17 protein-coding genes are annotated in these 16,765 nt (G+C 58.4%); 8 read left to right on the forward strand and 9 right to left on the reverse strand.

Annotation, left to right across the window (positions count from 1 at the left end; translation table 11 throughout):
- Positions 1 to 381: 381 nt before the first annotated feature.
- From AB5164_RS00180 to AB5164_RS00195, 4 genes are all read left to right on the forward strand, one after another.
- Positions 382 to 762 carry a GntR family transcriptional regulator gene (locus AB5164_RS00180; RefSeq protein WP_022093976.1) on the forward strand — a complete coding sequence of 127 codons (381 nt, stop codon included), beginning with the start codon at positions 382 to 384 and terminating at the stop codon, positions 760 to 762.
- Positions 763 to 785: 23 nt separating this feature from the next.
- Positions 786 to 1,667, forward strand: a complete 882-nt coding sequence (locus tag AB5164_RS00185; RefSeq protein ID WP_368142674.1) for an ABC transporter ATP-binding protein — start codon at positions 786 to 788, stop codon at positions 1,665 to 1,667.
- Positions 1,664 to 2,371 carry an ABC-2 transporter permease gene (locus tag AB5164_RS00190; RefSeq protein ID WP_349104977.1) on the forward strand — a complete coding sequence of 236 codons (708 nt, stop codon included), beginning with the start codon at positions 1,664 to 1,666 and terminating at the stop codon, positions 2,369 to 2,371. The genes AB5164_RS00185 and AB5164_RS00190 overlap by 4 nt, the downstream gene beginning before the upstream one ends.
- 68 nt (positions 2,372 to 2,439) lie before the next feature.
- Positions 2,440 to 3,315: an EamA family transporter gene (locus AB5164_RS00195; protein WP_368142675.1), complete on the forward strand. Its 876-nt coding sequence runs from the start codon at positions 2,440 to 2,442 to the stop codon at positions 3,313 to 3,315.
- A 15-nt stretch (positions 3,316 to 3,330) separates the two neighbouring features.
- Here the strand turns inward: AB5164_RS00195 and AB5164_RS00200 are convergent, their stop codons facing one another.
- The 5 genes from AB5164_RS00200 to AB5164_RS00220 all read right to left on the reverse strand — a co-directional run bounded on the left by AB5164_RS00200 (position 3,331) and on the right by AB5164_RS00220 (position 6,582).
- The gene (locus tag AB5164_RS00200) at positions 3,331 to 4,122 is read right to left on the reverse strand and encodes an EFR1 family ferrodoxin (RefSeq protein ID WP_368142676.1); all 792 of its coding nucleotides are present in this window, start codon (positions 4,120 to 4,122) and stop codon (positions 3,331 to 3,333) included.
- 35 nt (positions 4,123 to 4,157) lie between these two features.
- Positions 4,158 to 5,462, reverse strand: coding sequence for a chloride channel protein (locus AB5164_RS00205; RefSeq protein WP_368142677.1), 1,305 nt, complete (start codon positions 5,460 to 5,462; stop codon positions 4,158 to 4,160).
- Between the two features lie 125 nt (positions 5,463 to 5,587).
- Positions 5,588 to 5,866 (reverse strand): LOG family protein, encoded by a 279-nt coding sequence (locus AB5164_RS00210; protein ID WP_368142678.1) that lies wholly within the window; start codon positions 5,864 to 5,866, stop codon positions 5,588 to 5,590.
- A gap of 8 nt (positions 5,867 to 5,874) precedes the next feature.
- Positions 5,875 to 6,120 carry an LOG family protein gene (locus AB5164_RS00215; protein ID WP_368142679.1) on the reverse strand — a complete coding sequence of 82 codons (246 nt, stop codon included), beginning with the start codon at positions 6,118 to 6,120 and terminating at the stop codon, positions 5,875 to 5,877.
- A gap of 36 nt (positions 6,121 to 6,156) precedes the next feature.
- Positions 6,157 to 6,582: a potassium channel family protein gene (locus AB5164_RS00220; protein ID WP_152068435.1), complete on the reverse strand. Its 426-nt coding sequence runs from the start codon at positions 6,580 to 6,582 to the stop codon at positions 6,157 to 6,159.
- A gap of 218 nt (positions 6,583 to 6,800) precedes the next feature.
- Here AB5164_RS00220 and AB5164_RS00225 point away from each other — a divergent pair, with 218 nt between their 5' ends.
- Together AB5164_RS00225 and AB5164_RS00230 are read left to right on the forward strand one after the other, a co-directional pair.
- Positions 6,801 to 9,605 (forward strand): ATP-binding protein, encoded by a 2,805-nt coding sequence (locus AB5164_RS00225; RefSeq protein ID WP_368142680.1) that lies wholly within the window; start codon positions 6,801 to 6,803, stop codon positions 9,603 to 9,605.
- 42 nt (positions 9,606 to 9,647) lie between these two features.
- Positions 9,648 to 10,127 (forward strand): pyridoxamine 5'-phosphate oxidase family protein, encoded by a 480-nt coding sequence (locus AB5164_RS00230; protein ID WP_250786950.1) that lies wholly within the window; start codon positions 9,648 to 9,650, stop codon positions 10,125 to 10,127.
- Between the two features lie 69 nt (positions 10,128 to 10,196).
- Here the strand turns inward: AB5164_RS00230 and AB5164_RS00235 are convergent, their stop codons facing one another.
- The 4 genes from AB5164_RS00235 to AB5164_RS00250 all read right to left on the reverse strand — a co-directional run bounded on the left by AB5164_RS00235 (position 10,197) and on the right by AB5164_RS00250 (position 15,464).
- Positions 10,197 to 12,389, reverse strand: coding sequence for a hybrid sensor histidine kinase/response regulator (locus AB5164_RS00235; RefSeq protein WP_368147708.1), 2,193 nt, complete (start codon positions 12,387 to 12,389; stop codon positions 10,197 to 10,199).
- Positions 12,386 to 13,255: a substrate-binding periplasmic protein gene (locus tag AB5164_RS00240; protein WP_368142683.1), complete on the reverse strand. Its 870-nt coding sequence runs from the start codon at positions 13,253 to 13,255 to the stop codon at positions 12,386 to 12,388. Before AB5164_RS00240 ends, AB5164_RS00235 begins: the two co-directional genes overlap by 4 nt.
- Before the next feature lie 144 nt (positions 13,256 to 13,399).
- On the reverse strand, positions 13,400 to 14,614 hold the full coding sequence (locus tag AB5164_RS00245) for a MalY/PatB family protein (protein ID WP_368142684.1): 1,215 nt from the start codon (positions 14,612 to 14,614) through the stop codon (positions 13,400 to 13,402).
- Between the two features lie 112 nt (positions 14,615 to 14,726).
- The gene (locus tag AB5164_RS00250; protein ID WP_368142685.1) at positions 14,727 to 15,464 is read right to left on the reverse strand and encodes a tRNA (N6-threonylcarbamoyladenosine(37)-N6)-methyltransferase TrmO; all 738 of its coding nucleotides are present in this window, start codon (positions 15,462 to 15,464) and stop codon (positions 14,727 to 14,729) included.
- Between the two features lie 141 nt (positions 15,465 to 15,605).
- Between AB5164_RS00250 and AB5164_RS00255 the strand changes: the two genes are divergently transcribed.
- Both AB5164_RS00255 and AB5164_RS00260 read left to right on the forward strand, forming a co-directional pair.
- Positions 15,606 to 16,433, forward strand: coding sequence for a TipAS antibiotic-recognition domain-containing protein (locus AB5164_RS00255; RefSeq protein ID WP_368142686.1), 828 nt, complete (start codon positions 15,606 to 15,608; stop codon positions 16,431 to 16,433).
- A gap of 51 nt (positions 16,434 to 16,484) precedes the next feature.
- Positions 16,485 to 16,730 (forward strand): glutaredoxin family protein, encoded by a 246-nt coding sequence (locus tag AB5164_RS00260; protein ID WP_368142687.1) that lies wholly within the window; start codon positions 16,485 to 16,487, stop codon positions 16,728 to 16,730.
- Positions 16,731 to 16,765 lie beyond the last annotated feature (35 nt).

Here is a 16,765-nt window from a genome sequence, read left to right on the forward strand (position 1 = left end):
TTCATCAGATGGGGCATGGGGTAGCAGTCGATGGCGGCACTCCGCAGCAGTTTGTCTCGATCTGTAACATCTAGACGGTTTTTGAACCTCTTCCTGTTACAGATTTAGACAAACAGGTGGGCGTCCCAGAAAGATCTAAATCTGTAACATCTAGCAGCCAAAATCTTCTCCAGTTGTTACAGATTGAGACAACCAGGTGGGGCCCGCCAGCAAAATCTCAATCTGTAACAGGTAGCCGTCCAAATCGGTTCCAGATGTTACAGATTGAGATGAATGAACGAGCGGACAATCCGTATTTACCTCTTGCATAACTGTGCATAGTGTATATATACTGTGCTTACCGGTTATATACACGTGTAGCCCATCAGCTAAGGAGCCGCTGTGGACATCATCCTATCCAATTCGAGCGACAAGCCCATCTACGAGCAAATAGCCTCGCAGGTCAAAGCTCAGATCCTTTCGGGCACGCTCGCTGCGGGCGCCAAACTCCCCAGCATCCGTGCGCTCGCGAGCGATCTTGGCGTGAGCGTCATCACCACCAAGCGCGCCTACGCCGACTTGGAGCAGCTCGGGTTTATCTGCACCGTGCAGGGCAAGGGCTGCTTTGTCGCCGAGGGCAACCAGGAGCTTTTGCGCGAAAACCAGCTCTGCCATATCGAAGAGCTGCTTGCGAAAGCGGCGAGCCAAGCCGAAACCCTGGGCGTCACGCGCGACAAACTGCACGAGATGCTCGACCTGGTGGCCCCCGAAACCATGCAGTAGCCATCTGCAAGAAAGGCTATACCATGCAAAACTTGCTAGAACTCAAAGGCATCTCACGCACTGTAAGCGACCGCTTTTCGCTGCGCGACGTCACGCTTGCCGTGGAGCCCGGCCAGATCGTCGGCTTTGTTGGTGCCAACGGTGCCGGCAAAACCACGACGATTCGAGCCGCGCTCGGGCTTATAAAGCTCGATGCCGGCGAAGTGAACCTGTTTGGGCAACGCTGTGGCGCCGACGCGCCCGATGAGTCGCAACGCCATCTACGCTCCCGCGTCGGTCTTGTCCTGGACACGTGCCCCTTCCCCTCCACGCTCAAGGTGGGCCAGATCGAGTCGCTCGTAGGACCGGCGTACACCACGTGGGACCGCGAAACGTTCGCCGGATTCATCAACCGATTTGGCCTCGATCCCAAGACAAAGGTCAAGGACCTCTCCCGCGGCATGGGCATGAAACTGCAGCTTGCCTGTGCACTCAGCCACAATGCCAAGCTGCTCGTTTTGGACGAAGCCACCGCGGGCCTCGATCCCATGGCACGCGAGGAACTGCTTGATGAGCTGCTTGCCTTTGTCGCCGACGGCCAGCACAGCGTGCTGCTCTCGAGCCATATTACGTCCGACCTCGATCGCGCCGCCGACCGCGTCATCTGCATCGATAACGGCTCGATTATTTTTGACCTGCCGCGCGAGGACATTACCGACCGCGCCGGCATCGCCCACTGTACCCAAGCACAGGCCGCCGAGCTTATGGCTTGCGTCGAAGGCGCCCGTGCCGTCCACCACGCCTATAGCGTGGACGTGCTCGTGCCCAACCGTCGCGAAACGCTCGAAGCCTTTCCCGAGATTCCCTGCGATCGGGCAACCATTGATGACTATCTGCGCCTCATGCTGAAAGGGGCTTCGAAATGAAACGCGCCATTATGTCCGAGCTTGCCATCGTTCGCACGCTCGTCCCGAGCATCGCAGGTGTCGGCCTGTTCATCTTCGTCGTGCTGACCGCCGTCAGGGCATCGAATGGTGATTCCGATATGAGCGCCGCCGGCGCCTTCGCGATCAGTGCCATGTCGCCTATCATGGCCATGACGTCGCTGGCCGGGCTCGACAACCAAAACGGATGGGAGCGCTATCGGGCAACGCTGCCCATCTCACGCAAAGACATCGTCAGCGCACGCTACCTGTGCATCACTATTTTCTCGGTCATCATGACGTGCGCGGCCGTGCTGTTGAGTATCGTCGCCATCCCGATCTTAAACAGCGTGGGTATCCCCTCCACGGGAGAGACCGTCTTTGAGACCGCAATCGCCTCGGCAATATCGATGCTTTTCTCCCTCATGGCGGTGTTTTTGGTACTGCCTCTGTTCTTTCGATTTGAACACATGAAGGCGCAACGCCTATCCGTTGGTCTATACGCCCTATACATGTGCCTTATCATGGTCACGCTAAACTCATTCAACCCCATCAGCAACCAGCTCATGTCGATGATTGCCGGGGCGAATCCCGATCCTTCCGTTCTTGGCTTCCTGTGCGCAGGAATTGCCGCGCTGGCAACGGTCGTCCTTGGCGCTGTCAGCTGCGCCATCAGCACCAAGGTCTACCGGGCACGCAACCTATAGGCAAGCGCGGTATCATTGGACATGCGCCATAGATCTGGCGTGGTCTTTTTTGAGGAGGCGCTCAACCCGTGTCGTGGGTCGTCGCAGCATTTGCGTCAGCATTCTTTGCCGGCATCACATCCATCTTGGCCAAATGCGGCATCAAGCAGACCGACTCCGATGTCGCGACGGCCATTCGCACCTGCGTGGTGCTCGTTTTCGCCTGGGCAATGGCGGGCATTTCTGGATCCATTGGAACCATTGGCAGCATCGAACCCAGATCCTGGCTCTTTCTCGTCCTCTCGGGACTCGCTACCGGCGCTTCGTGGATCTGTTACTTTAAGGCGTTGAGCATCGGAGACGTCAATAAGGTCGTACCGGTCGACAAGATGAGCACCGTGCTCGCCGCGCTGATCGCCATCGTGCTTTTTGGCGAGACGAGCAACCTTGCGGTTAAGCTCGTGGGAACCGCCGTCATTACCCTCGGCACGTTTTTAATGACCGAGAAGCAGCAATCCGCCGGACCCGAGCAGCAGCAAGACCGGACCTGGCTCGCTTACGCCCTCGGCGCCGCCATGTTCGCAGCGCTCACCTCCATCCTCGCTAAGATCGGCATCGAAGGCGTCGAGTCAAACCTGGCCACGGCAATCCGCACCTGCGTGGTACTGGTTATGGCATGGGCAATCGTGGCAGCTAAAGGCAAGATGGGCCAAGCCGTGCACGTAGACCGCTACGAGCTCGTATTTCTCGCGGCATCGGGCATCGCGACCGGAGCATCGTGGCTGCTCTATTACTATGCCATCGCCGCAGGCCAGGTGAGCGTCGTGGTGCAGATCGACAAACTATCGATTGTCGTATCGGTACTATTTGCGCGCTTGGCATTCAACGAAAAGGTCTCGCGGCGCAGCGCCATCGGTCTCGCCCTCATCGTACTGGGCACTGCGGCGCTCGCGGTTTGGAAGTAGCGCGGCCAGCAGCCGCTACATCCTCACACCTGGCTTGGGATGCCTGTACTGACCGTGGGATGCCGTGCGCTTACCGTGCGAGATGGCAAATTTGGGACAACGGTGCAGGCAACGAAGGCAGGCTGCGCACTCCGGCTTTGTCCAGACGGGAAGGCCGTCGCGCATCTCAATCGCCGCCATGGGGCAGCGCTTGGCGCACAGGCCGCAGCCGATGCAGCGATCGGCATCGACGGCAAACTTGCTCGTCTGTTGCATGCGCGGCAGCCCAATTGCGTGATACGCGCACGATGCAAACAGAGGCACGCGATGGCGCATCATGTTGCCCGTGCGGCGTGCCCGCACCGCCTCGATCACGGCATCAATCTGCGCCTCGGCAGCTCTATTGATACCCTCAACCTTTTGAGGGTCAGACAGGTCGAAAACAGGCGTCCAGGTATCGGGCATCTTGACGCTCATCGCCGCATCTAACTCGAGCCCACGCTCGTGCAGCAGGTCGCGGGCAAACTTGGCAGATTGGCCGGTCGTCGAACCGTACGTCGAAACATAGAACGTATAGGGGCGCTCGCCGCCCTTTGCACCGGCAGCAATCGACAGGTCGGCAGTCTTCAAAAACTCGATCATCGGTGTCGGCAGACCCCAGGCATACACCGGAGCAACAAATCCCAGCTGGCAGGGGCCTTCCGTCGCAACAAGGCGAAGGGCTTCGACATCAAAACGCTCAATCGACACAACCTTGTCGCCTGTCGCCGCTGCAATGCGACGCGCCACATGCTCGCTGTTCCCTGTCGCGCTAAAGTACAGGATCATCTCGTACCCCTGGAATTGACTCGTGAAAAACCGCGCTACTTGCGCAGCGGCTTGGGCAGCGGAATGCCGGCGGCGATAACGGCGGCGATGATCATGCAAACGATACCCTTGAGTGGGAAGCACATGAGCAGCAGGCCCACGACCATGACCGGCTGGCGCATGACGGCGCCCATCGTCGATGCCGTGCAGACGGCAACGCAAAAGACCGGATCGGCGCCGGTGAGGATAGCAAGGCCATAGCCTAGGCTTACGCCCGAGAAGATAACCGGGAAGAAGTGGCCGCCGCGCCAACCAAGGTTGATGAGGGCGGGCGTCAGCATGGCCTTAACGAGACCGGTCGCGATAAGCACGCCGGCGGGAATGGTCAGATAGGTTTCCATGAGCACGTCGGCCTGCGTCTCGCCGGCAAACATGGTGTAGGGCAGGACCGTGCCGCAGATGGCGAGCGCCAGGCCGGCCAGCATGGCTTTGACGACAGGGCGCGCCCCTATTGCATGGGCAAGCGCTTCGCTCGCGTGCTCAGAGACAAAGTACAGCCAGCCGCAGATTGTTCCGATCAGCGACAGAGGGATGAGCCAGGTAAGCTCCAGGTTGCCCACCACGGCAGCCTCGAACCTCGGCATACCCATGCCGCCGCCCACAAGCTGGCCAAGCAGCAGGTAGGTGCCCAGGCCGCCAGCAATCGCGATGCCGTAAACCACGGTCTTTTGCGCCTTGGGCAGCCTGATGGTGATCTCACCGGATTCGGAATCCTCGCCATCGCCGGCACCCTGGCCGTCGGCGCTACCAGCGAGCGGTGCCACAAAACCAAAGACGGGCGCGGTAAAGAGCGCCGTCAGGGCAGCCTGGGTGCCCAGCAGCGTAAGCTCCCTAAACTCGGCGCCAAAGCGACGCATGCGGTCGCCGACCCAGCTGCACAGACCAGCGATAACGCCGGTCAGGCCGGCCTCCGGTCCAATGCTTCCGCCAAACAGCAGCGGCAGCAATGCCGCGAGCGAAAGCTTGCCCAGGTTGTCGTACGGATAGCGCCCGTCTTGCTTAACCTTAGCCATCACCTGGTTGAGGTCATCGGTCTTGGTGCCTGTCATCTTTTCGTACAGACCGATTAACAGGCCGCCCAGCAGGCAGATAAAAAACGGGTACGGCAGAAAGCCAAACGGGCCGCTGGCAAGCTCGGGCGAAGCGACGCCCAGCGCGTGCGGAATCTCGGTCCATAGATAGTCGATACCGTGCTCCATCGCAAAAAAGAACAGCCAGACCGCAGCACCTGCGAGTGCACCGGTCACGGCAACGCTGACCAAAAACAGCGCGCGGTTTGTGGGTTTGGCAAGGTTATCCATCGGGTCCTCCCGCGGTTAAAGTCGACATAGATACGTTTTATTGTAGAGCGAGCGTTGCTCGAACGAGCCAACCGTCTGCGCTGCAAACGGCACCATTGGGAGCCATTGTGGGGCAGGCTCAAGACTTATCCGTTGATAATCGAGGCAATCTCGCGCAAATCGTCGGCAAAGTAAATGCCTTGCTGGCGCTGCGGGCTCGATAAACCCTTATCGATCATGTGCCCGAGCAGCGCCTTGAGGTCGTTGTAGTAACCGTCCAGGTTATACAGGATGCACGGAGCACTCAGGTGCCCCAACGACACCGCAGACATGACCTCGGCAATCTCCTCGAGCGTGCCCGTACCGCCCGGAAATGCGATGAACGCATCGCCGAGCTCAATCATCTTGGCCTTGCGCTCCGCCATATCGCTCGTCACGATAAGGTCGTTGATACCGTCATGTTGAAACTCGGCCTCGATAAAAAACTCGGCTCAACACCCGTCACGTGTCCACCCGCCTCGAGCACGCTATCGGCGAGCGCACCCATCAGCCCCGATTTGGACCCGCCGTATACCAGCGCGTGCCCGTTGGCGCCAATCCAGTTGCCCAGCTCCTGCACCGCGGGCAGAAACGCCGGATCATTGCCGGCACTGGCACCCAGATACACGGTGATATTCATATTTGGTCCCCCTTGTTGTGGCGCACGACGTTCGTCTTAGCGCTGGCGTCGACGATACTCGCGCACGCGACGCGAAAGATCGGCAAGCTCGTCGCGATCGAGCTCTTCCAAATGCTCCAGATCATCCATAAAGCGCGCCATGGTGTCCTTTTGACGCAGCTTGATAAGCGTATTGCAGTAGTTCACCGCCACGCCCGTGAGCATGGCGATGTAGAAGATGCTGATGACGCTCAGAATGACGGTAATGGCGCGGGCAACCGGTGTCTCGGCAGGAATGTCACCAAAGCCGATGGTCGAGACCGTCTCAAAGCTAAACCAGAGACCGTCGCCAAACGTAAGGGACGTGGGTTCGGACAGCCAGACGGCAGTCGAGCACAGCAGGTAAAAGATTAGAAACAGGCCCGTGATGCGCGCAAAGCCAGCCTGTCGCAGCACATCGGCAAGCGTCCTCAACTTGTTCATCGCGACCCCTTTTCCCAGACGCCCAATCTCGTTCGCTCGGTATTGTCCCACGCCTCCCCCGCAAACGAAACTAGTCATTGGGGACGTTCTTAAATGACTAGTCAAACAAGAACGTCCCCAATGACTGCCGGGCGGGAGCGTTTAGCGGTGCAGCTGCCGACTGGGCAGGTTGAGCTGGTATCCTTATGCGGTAATGTCTCGATTCGTTAGGATTGCATGTGAGAGCTGCCACTGTCCTTCGTTCAGTTATATATCGCGCTCTGGCCATTGTGCTTGCCGCGCTTGCCGTACTAAGTTCTATCGCGCCCGCCCCTGCCTTTGCCGCCGACTCCGATCAGCCAGTCAAGACGGTCCGCGTTGGTTGGCTCGTCAACAGCGAAGGCTTCCAGAACGGCACCCCCGGGGAGCGTCTTTCGGGATGGGGCTACGAGTACCTCCAGACCCTGTCGTACTACACGCCCGGCTGGCGGTACGAATACGTCTCCGGCACCTTCACCGAGCTTATGGACATGCTCGAGGCAGGCGAGATCGACCTCATGCCCAACATCTCCTACTCCGAGGAACGCGCCCAAAAGCTGCTCTTTTCCTCGAACCCCGAGGGCACCGAGCGCTACTACATCTACGCCAAGCCCGATCGCGACGATCTGGCCAAGGGCGACCCCCAAGCGCTCCAAGGCCTTACCATCGGCTACAACCCCGACGTTATGCAAACCTTCGTTGGCCAGCAGTGGCTCGCCAACGAAGGCATTACCTGCACCTATAAAGAAATCGACACTGGCGGCGCCCTCTTTGGCGCGCTCACAAACGGCGAGGTCGACGCCATCATCATGAACGACACGCTCTCGTCGCCCGAGGCGTCGCCCATGTTCTACGTTGGTTCGAGCGACTACTACTTTGCCGTCCCCAAAAGCCGCCCCGACCTAATGGACGACATCAATGCCGCCATGTCGGCAATCGCCCGCGTCAACCCACGCTATATCGACGAAGTCAAATCTAACTACTCGGCCCAAAACAGCGGTTCATCATCGCTCAACAGCCCCGAACGTTCCTGGCTCAAAGCAAATGACAACACCATCACGCTCGGCTACATTACGGGCAAACTCCCCTACTGCAACGAAGACGAAGACGGCAAAATGGAAGGCTCGCTCGCATCGCTTGCGGCGACGTTGCACGATAAATTTGGCATTACGGTCAAAACCGTCGCCTTTGATAACTACAAGATGATGTCAAAGGCCCTGTCAAAGGGAAGCATCGACGTTGCGCTGCCGGTATACCGAGATTACTGGTTTGCCGAGCAATCAGGCGTTGTGCAGTCGGTATCGTTGGGGACCGTGTCCCTCACCGCCATCCACACCGGCAGCAACCTGAACAAAGACCTTCAGAACATCGCCTGTACCAAATCATCGTTTGTCAACAAAAATGCACTTGAAAGTCTGTTCCCCACAGCGACCGTGACCGAATACCGATCCGACGATGAAGCGTTCGACGCCCTCAGGAAGGGAACGGCGCACTGCATCCTCGCCCCCAGTTCACGCGTAAAAACCATCGGTGACCGTTATGATCTCGAGGACTGCGAGACGGCCGAGCTCCCTGACACCTGTGAGCTCTCGTGCTGGATTTCGCGCGGAAAACCCGAGCTGTTGGGAATCATCAACAAGGGCATCATCAATGCCGGAGAATCGCTCTCCGCAAGCAATTACTCCTCCACGTCGTACACGGCCCAGGAATCCAACACGCTTCAATTCCTTTATCGCAACCGTGCCGCCGTTGCAGCTGCCCTCATCGGTATGTTGTCGGTCGGCATCGTCCTGCTCATCTGGGCACTCGTGCGCGCTCGAACCGAGCGCAAAAAAGCCGATGCCGCCAACGCCGCCAAGACGGCATTCCTCACGCGCATGAGCCACGACATCCGTACACCGCTCAACGGTATCCTGGGCCTTATCGAGATCGAGGAATTGAAGGAAGGCGATATCCAGGTCGCCCGCGAGAGCCGTGCCAAGGCGCGCGTTGCCGCCAATCACCTGCTCTCGCTAATCAACGACATCCTCGAGATGGGCAAGATCGAAGACCGCAAGCTAACACTGGAACATGTGCCTTTTAACCTCAAAGAGCTCTGTGACGATACGCTGGTGCTGTGCAAGCTCCGCGCGTCCAGTAACGGCATCACAATGCAGGACAATAGTCTGCCGTACGCCACGGGGCCATACATGGTCGGCAGTCCCACCCATATCCGACAGATCATGATCAACCTGTTAGACAACAGCATTAAGTACAACAAGCACGGCGGCGCCGTCACCTTTAGCTCAAAGACCAAGCCACTCGATAACGGGCGCGCTCTCTTTTGCTTTAGCGTTTCGGATACCGGCATTGGTATGACTCCCAAGTTTTTAAAGCATATCTATGAACCGTTTGCCCAAGAAGGTGACGATGCGCGCAGCAAGTTCCAAGGAACCGGCATGGGCATGCCAATCGTCAAGTCGCTTATTGAACTGATGGGCGGCACGATTGAGATTTCGAGTGAGGTTGGCGTGGGGAGTACGTTCAACGTCCAGATTCCGCTCGATATCGACAAAGACCCTCAGGCAAGAGAGCGCGCGGACGAGCAAGCAGACAGCTGCTCGCTTGCCGGCATGAACGTTCTTTTGGCAGAAGATAACGAGCTCAATGCCGAGATTGCCCAGGCGCTGCTCGAAAGCGAAGGCATTGTCGTAACTCGCGCCGCCGATGGCAACGAAGCGGTCGACCTATACGTTGGCCGTCCCGCCGGCAGCTTCGATGCGATCCTGATGGACATTATGATGCCGGACATGGACGGTTACGAGGCAACCCGCGCGATTCGCCTGAGCGAGAAGGTCGATGCAGCCGATATCCCCATCATCGCGCTCACCGCCAATGCCTTTGCCGAGGACGCCAAGGCGGCACACGACGCCGGCATGAACGCCCATCTGTCCAAACCGCTCGACTTTAACAAGCTCAAAAACATACTCGCCCGCATCAAGAAAAACGGATCCGTTTCGCTATAGTTTGTGCTCAACCACCACGCACGACCAGAAAGGAAGCCAACGATGTTTAGGCCCTTACGTCGAAAGAAACGCGCCATCACTGACGAGGAAGCGCGCGAACTGCTCGCTACCTGCAAGCGCGGCGTCTTTGCCGTCAACGGCGACGATGGCTACCCGTACGCCATTCCCGTCAACTACTTCTTTGACGCCGAGCACGACAAGATTTATTTCCATGGCGCCAAAGCCGGCCACAAGGTCGACGCACTCAAGCGCGATGACAAGGTCTGCTTTACCGTTTACGGCAACGAGTGGCACAAGGACGGTGACTGGGCTCCCTACGTTATGAGTACCGTGGTCTTTGGCCGCTGTCGCCTGGCGAACGACACTCCCGCGTTTATCGAAGACAAAGTCCGCCAGCTCGCCCTTAAGTACTACCCTTCCGCCGAGGAAGTCGAAGAGGAAATCGCCAAGGACATTAAGGGCGTCCAGCTCTACGAGATTACGATTGAGCATCTCTGCGGCAAGCAGATTCAGGAAAAGTAAGCCCCTCAGCAGGCCTCATCAATAACAATATGGCCTGGTTCCAACCCACCTTGGAACCAGGCCATATGCTTATAGAGCGTCGGCGGCTATGTGCGCAAGCGCCTCAATGAGCTCCTGCGAGCTCACGGGTTTACTCAGGTGCGCGTTCATGCCCGCCTCACGCGAAAGCCTGCGGTCGTCGGCAAAGGCGTTGGCGCTCACGGCGATAATCGGCGTGGTCGCGGCATCCTCGCGATCGAGTGCTCGAATCTGACGTGTGGCCTCAAGGCCATCGATGCCCGGCATCATGATGTCCATCAACACCACGTCGTACTCGTGCGGCACGCTCGCGGCAAACATCTCGACGGCAGACTCACCATCCCTAGCGTGTGTCACGACGGCACCGGCACGGCTGAGCGTAAACTGCGCGATCTCGGCATTCAGATCGTTATCCTCTACGAGCAAAACGCGCAAGCCCTGGAGTGCATCGCCGTCTCCCGCGTCCACGCGCACAGCCTGAGGAATCTCGGAGCGCTTGCATTTCTCGAACGGCAGGCGGATGGTAAACGTCGTCCCCTGCCCCAAGACGCTCGTAAAACTCATGGTTCCGCCCATAAGCTCGACCAACTGTTTTGCGATAGGCGCGCCCAGGCCAGTTCCCGATGAAGCGCCTTCCACCTGTTGCCCCTCACGGCAAAACGGCTCGTAGAGGCGCTGTTGGAACTCCTCGCTCATGCCAATACCGTTGTCGGCGATCGTGTATTCATAGACGGGGACGCCATCCGCTGGCTCCACCTCGCGGCACACCAGGCGAACATAGCCGCCCTGGCGGTTGTACTTGACGGCATTGCCGGCAATATTGAGCAACAAGCGCTTGAGGTGCGTCACGCTCACCCGCGCATAGGGATGATTAAGCGTCTGCTGGTCGCAGATAATTGTCACCAGACGCTCCTCGGCCTGGCGCTCCAGAATATCGCGCACCTCGTGGTTGAGGGTCACCAAGTTTGTGGGAACAAGCTCCAGATCGATTTGCCCGCTCTCCAGGCGACTCATATCCAGGGCCTCGTTGGCAAGGTCGAGCAGCAGTCCCGATGCCGTCCAGATCTTTGAGCGGCACTCAGTCTGCTTTTGCAGATCGTCCGCATTGGCATCGCCAACCTCGACCATGCCGCGAATGCCGTTGATGGGCGTGCGCAGATCGTGGCTCATGCGACGCAAAAACTCCGTCTTTGCCGAGTTGGCAGACGAGGCCTCACACGCCGCCTTTGCCAGCTTGTCGCCATAGTCGCGCTCCTGCTGCAGCAAGTCCGTCAAACGTCGACGATCAGCGCGGCGACGCACCGTCACAACAACGGCTATAACACCGCCGTAGAGCACCAGCACGCCGGCGGCAACAGCCGCGGCGACCTCAAAGTAGCGCTGCGCCGAGGCATAGGTGTACACATAGAATTTGTGCGCTTTTCCAAATGTGCCCAAATACCACTCGCCGTCGGCGTTAACCAATCTAACCTTACCAGCCAGGCATCGATCCTTAATACCGTCGACAATAAAGACATCCGTCGCAGGCAGATCGAACACGCCCAATACGGTGGGTTCAACGGCATTGGTCGCAACGACCTTGCCGTCGCTTTCGATCACGATATTGCCGCTATCGATGGTTTCATAGCCATCAAGCAAGCTCTGCAGTTTGAGTGTATTGCTTGCAACCGCTTTCGCGCTCTGATGCCTTACCGCGATAACGATGCCCTCGCCATCCTGCCGAGTCACGCAGCCAATGTCTGCGACCGAATCATCCGCAAGCGTGATGCGGGCAGTATAGGACTTAAGCGGATGAGTTGCCACCTCAAGCACGGGTGATTCTTTGAGATACGTAGCGAGCGACCCGTAGTCCACATCGCCCGTCGAGGACTCGGACACCAAATTGCCCGATGCGTCCGTCACGATCAGCGCGCTCACGTTGAACTGGTCGGCGTATTGCTCCAGCATGGCGTTATCCACCGAACCGTCGCGCTCCATATCGCGGGCAGCCTCTCCGGCGATCTCCATAACGCGAATCAGGTTTTTGGTCGTATAGGCGCTGTTGAATGCATCGTAGGAAAGGCTCTGCGTCGCCACGTAATCGACAACGTCGGCAAAGCGCTGCTCGGCTTGGGCCGTCGTGTAATCGTAGCTCATCATGCCGGCAACAACCGAGAGCGCTATCCCCAGCAGAGCGACAAGGAGCCATGCCCCTGTCGAACGATTGTCCCGCTCCTGAGCGGCGTGGTCGGGCGCATCGATCATGACAGGCCCTCCATATTCAAAAATGGCGAAGGGTCATCGAAGTACTTTGACACCAGGCGTTCCATGGTGCCATCGGCAAGCATTTCTTGGTAGGCATGAGTGAGCTTGACGTCGATGCCACGCGTATCGTTGATATCGAAAGCGGTGCCCAAACCGACCTCTAGCAGCGGCTCATCCAAAATGCGATATGTCACACCATAGTCTTTTTCGTAGGTGAGGAACGAGGACTCATGCGCGGCGATAGCGTCGACCAGGCCCTCGACGAGCGCCGGGTTCAGGTATGAACCGTCCGAAAAGCTGTAGAGTTCCTTGATCTGCGGAACGTTTTCATTTATGCGATTGAGCAAAATGTCCTCGGGCTTGGTGGTGGACTGAACCGCCACGATCTTATCCTCAAGATCGGCAAGCGTGTAGATATCGCTCTGGGGATCGACCGCGACCACCTGGCGGCTCGCAAGGTACGGGCCGGCCCAACGATATTCGTTTTCGCGACCCGTCATACTAAAGCTGCCCATGACACAATCGAGTTCGCCGCTCGCCAGCAGCTCCTTCTTCTTTTCCCAGTCGATCAGCTGGTATTTTGGCTTGTAACCAATGCGAGCCAAAGCCTCGGTCAATATCTCGACATCCAGGCCAACGATATCGCCGTACTCGTCGGTATACACAAACGGTGGATAGAGGTCGCTTCCGACGTTGAGCGTCTTAAGGTCGTCGTCTTTGACTTGCGAGGCGTCCAGACCTTCTAATGCAGACGTCGAGGCTCCGTCATTCGACCCGAAACAGCCAGCTATCGCTACGACAAAGACGCTCGCCACTGCAAGCGCAACAAACAACGAAATGGCAACCGAGCGACGGAATCTTTTCATCGAGCTCCATACGATCCTGTTTACAGACTGAAATGGTTAAAGATAACAGCAAACAAAACCACACGAGCGCCCAATTGTTACAGACGCTTTACCGTGTGGGGCCTTCCAGCCGACTTGGCAGAAGACCCCGCATGCAGTGCTCACTTACCGTGCATTAAAAACGTAGCGGTCCAGGCGGTCGCACGCTTCCCTTACGCGCGAAAGCGGCAGCGCCAGATTCACGCGAATGTGGCAGGGCCCGTGAAACGGACGGCCGTCCTGATATCCCACGCCCACGCGCGCCCCCTCGTCGAGCAGCCACTGAATATCGCGGCCATGTTCGCGACACCACTCGGTGCAGTCCAGAAACACCATGTACGTGCCCTGCGGACGCGAATAGGACACACCCTCAAAATGCTCGTCCACGTAATCGCAGAAGTACTCGATATTGCCGGCAAGCACCTGGTTGAGCTCGTCCACCCACTCGTAGCCCTGCGGCTGGTAGGCACCGATAAGCGCATGCATGGAGAGGACGTTCATCTCGTTGTAGTGGGTCTTGTTGGACACGGCGCACACGCGGTCGCGCAGCGTCTCGTTATAGATGATGTGATAGCTGCCGACCAGACCCGCCAGGTTGAACGTCTTGCTGGGCGCATAGAGGGCAACCGTGCACATGCGGGCATCCTCGCTCACCGACTGCGTCGGGATGTGCTTGTGCCCCGGCAGGATGATATCGGACCAAATCTCGTCCGAGATCACCACGCAATCGTGCTGGCGATAGATGTCCATGGCGCGCTCGATCTCGTCACGCTCCCATACGCGGCCGCAGGGATTGTGCGGCGAGCAGAATACCGCGGCATGGATGTGGTTTTGGGCGAGTTTGCACTCCATGTCCTCAAAGTCCATGCGCCACACGCCCTGGTCGTCGAACTTAAGCGGGCTGTGGACAATGCGATAGCCCGCGGCCTCAATGGACTTGGTAAAGCCGATGTAGGTAGGGCTGTGGACCAGCACCGCATCGCCTGGCTGAACATACGCACGCAGCGTCGACACGACACCGCCCAGCACGCCGTTTTCGTAGCCGATATGTTCAGGGCGCAGACCCTCGACGCCATTGCGGCGGCTCTGCCATTCGATGATGCGGTCGAAATACTCGGAGCGCGGGTTAAAGTAGCCAAACATGGGATGCTGAGCGCGCTGAATGATGTGCTCCTGGACCGTGGGCACCGTGGCAAAATTCATGTCGGCCACCCACATGGGAATGCGGTCGAAGCCCTCGTCGGGTGCGTTCGGAGCCATACCGGGGATCTCGCCCCAGGAGTCAACGGCGATGGAGTCCATGCCGTGGCGATCGATTAGCGAGCTAAAGTCGTATTTCATGCTGAGCTCCCGTGCAAAGTAGACTGTTTCGATAGGCGTTATTGTCCACCAGCGTGGGCGGTTTTGGCATGGGGTTTGGCGCTTAATTTGACGGGTGCGGACGAATGGCCGGTTAGTCTCGCGCGTCGTTGACGGCGACTACGGTTAGCTGGGTTTCATCGACCGTAAACGATATGTCGAGCCCGGCGTAAGCCAGATGATAGACGCGGTGTGGCTCGTGCTTGCTGCCCGCGCGGCGCGGGTCTTGGCGAAGGACCTCGACCAAGCCGAGGAGCTTTGCGGGCGGGACCATATCCTGCAGTGCTTGCGGAAACTCAACATCGAGCTCTTGCCACGGAGCATCCTCGATCCAGCCTCCGGTCGCATCCGGGTGGCAGTCCGCAAACGGAATGTAGGGCTTGATGTCGTAGATGGGCGTACCGTCGCGCAGGTCGGCCCCCAACACATGGATGATGGGGCCATCGTCGGTGAGCTCGACACGATCAAGCTTGACGCAGGTGAGCCCGATGGGATTAGGGCGAAACGGACTGCGCGTGGCAAACACTCCCACACGTTCGGCTCCGCCCAGACGCGGCGGGCGCACGGTTTTCGACCATTTTGCGTTGGTGCCGGACCTGTCCTGCGTTTTAGCGTCGACGGCAATATCCTTAGCCGTGCCGCCGGGCGTTCCGTTTTCGAAGCGCCACAGCAGCCACAGGTGAGAGAAGGAGTCCAGGCCCTCAACCGCTGCATTGGAGGCAAATTCCGGCTCAAAAAAGATTCGTCCCTGCAGATGGGGCGCCAAAAAGCTGTTGCGCGGGATGCCGAACTTCTGCGGCAGGTCGGTATGTATGCGTGCGATAGGTTCCATGCCGGTCATTGTACGGCATGGAGGCGTGGGGCGTTGCGCGCAATTCTTCGCCGCGGTCCCCCGTCGTGCAACCAACGGTTGCTTGGAAGGGCGCCTGCCGCCGCGTATGCTTAAGCCATCAACCAGCAGAAAGGAGCCGCTATGGCCTTTGCAGAAAAGCTCATTGCTGTCCGTCGCGCCCATCACCTTACCCAAGAGCAGCTTGCCGCTAAGCTCTTCGTCACACGCCAGGCCATCAGCCGGTGGGAGCGCGGCGAGGTCACACCGGGCATCGACATGATGAAGCTCATCGCCGCCGTAACCGGAGAACCGCTGTCCCACCTGCTCGAAATGCCTGAGCACTATTGCCAGAGCTGCGGCATGATACTCACGCCCGACGACTGCGGCACCGATGCCACGGGCACCGCGACCGATCATTACTGCAAGTGGTGCTACGACCACGGCAAGTACACCTATGACACCACCATGGAGGCAATGATTGAGGATTGTGCCCCGCGCCTGGCACAAAACACCGGCATGTCGCTCGACGAAGCCGTCTCGCTCATGGGCGCCGTCCTGCCGCAACTGGAGCGCTGGCACACCGTGCAGGAAAACGAGGCGCGCTACGGTGCCGAGGCGCGGGCGCGCTACGGCGACGAGGCGATCGACGCAGCAAACGAAGCACTGCTGGACATGAACCCCGAGACATGGAACGACATGAAGGAACTTGAACGCGCTATTCTGGGCCAGCTCTCGATTGCCATGGGCATTGGCGACCCAGAGAGCAACGAGGCTCGTAAGCTTGTCGCGATGCATCGTCGCTGGATTGCTCTCAACTGGGGATGCGAGCCCCAAGACGAGGCGTACCTGGGCCTCGCCCACGGTTATCTTGCCGACCAGCGCTTTGTTGACTACTACGACAAGCCCTGCGCCACCGGAGCCACGGCGTTTCTGGTCCAGGCCATCGAGTCTTCGTTGACGCGCGCATAGACCGCGGCGGCTTTGGGTATTTCAATCAAAACCTCAACCGATTGGAGACCTATGGCTACTAATCACGAGCTCGCGCTGTACGTTATAACCGGCTGCCCGTATTGCTTAAAGGTCAAGCACTTTTTGGCCGATAACGGCGTGACCATTCCCGAGCGCAATATCTCGACCGATTCCGATGCCGAACAGACACTCATCGCCGTCGGCGGAAAACGCCAGGTTCCCTGCTTGTTCATCGACGGCAAGCCGCTCTACGAGTCAAGCGACATCATCGCATGGGTGCAGAAAAACCTGCTCTAGTGCAACATAGTCATTGGGGACGTTCATAAATGACT

The sequence above is a fragment of the Collinsella aerofaciens genome, assembly GCF_040915425.1.
Classification (GTDB): domain Bacteria; phylum Actinomycetota; class Coriobacteriia; order Coriobacteriales; family Coriobacteriaceae; genus Collinsella; species Collinsella aerofaciens_BW.

Coding starts and splice junctions, on each gene's coding strand:
- AB5164_RS00200 (WP_368142676.1), bottom strand. CDS start 4,122: ATGATCCTGTACTTTAGCGCGACAGGGAACAGCGAGCATGTGGCGCGT.
- AB5164_RS00190 (WP_349104977.1), top strand. CDS start 1,664: ATGAAACGCGCCATTATGTCCGAGCTTGCCATCGTTCGCACGCTCGTC.
- AB5164_RS00255 (WP_368142686.1), top strand. CDS start 15,606: ATGGCCTTTGCAGAAAAGCTCATTGCTGTCCGTCGCGCCCATCACCTT.
- AB5164_RS00240 (WP_368142683.1), bottom strand. CDS start 13,255: ATGAAAAGATTCCGTCGCTCGGTTGCCATTTCGTTGTTTGTTGCGCTT.
- AB5164_RS00215 (WP_368142679.1), bottom strand. CDS start 6,120: ATGAATATCACCGTGTATCTGGGTGCCAGTGCCGGCAATGATCCGGCG.
- AB5164_RS00260 (WP_368142687.1), top strand. CDS start 16,485: ATGGCTACTAATCACGAGCTCGCGCTGTACGTTATAACCGGCTGCCCG.
- AB5164_RS00210 (WP_368142678.1), bottom strand. CDS start 5,866: ATGGCGGAGCGCAAGGCCAAGATGATTGAGCTCGGCGATGCGTTCATC.
- AB5164_RS00235 (WP_368147708.1), bottom strand. CDS start 12,389: ATGATCGATGCGCCCGACCACGCCGCTCAGGAGCGGGACAATCGTTCG.
- AB5164_RS00250 (WP_368142685.1), bottom strand. CDS start 15,464: ATGGAACCTATCGCACGCATACATACCGACCTGCCGCAGAAGTTCGGC.
- AB5164_RS00205 (WP_368142677.1), bottom strand. CDS start 5,462: ATGGATAACCTTGCCAAACCCACAAACCGCGCGCTGTTTTTGGTCAGC.
- AB5164_RS00245 (WP_368142684.1), bottom strand. CDS start 14,614: ATGAAATACGACTTTAGCTCGCTAATCGATCGCCACGGCATGGACTCC.
- AB5164_RS00220 (WP_152068435.1), bottom strand. CDS start 6,582: ATGAACAAGTTGAGGACGCTTGCCGATGTGCTGCGACAGGCTGGCTTT.
- AB5164_RS00185 (WP_368142674.1), top strand. CDS start 786: ATGCAAAACTTGCTAGAACTCAAAGGCATCTCACGCACTGTAAGCGAC.
- AB5164_RS00230 (WP_250786950.1), top strand. CDS start 9,648: ATGTTTAGGCCCTTACGTCGAAAGAAACGCGCCATCACTGACGAGGAA.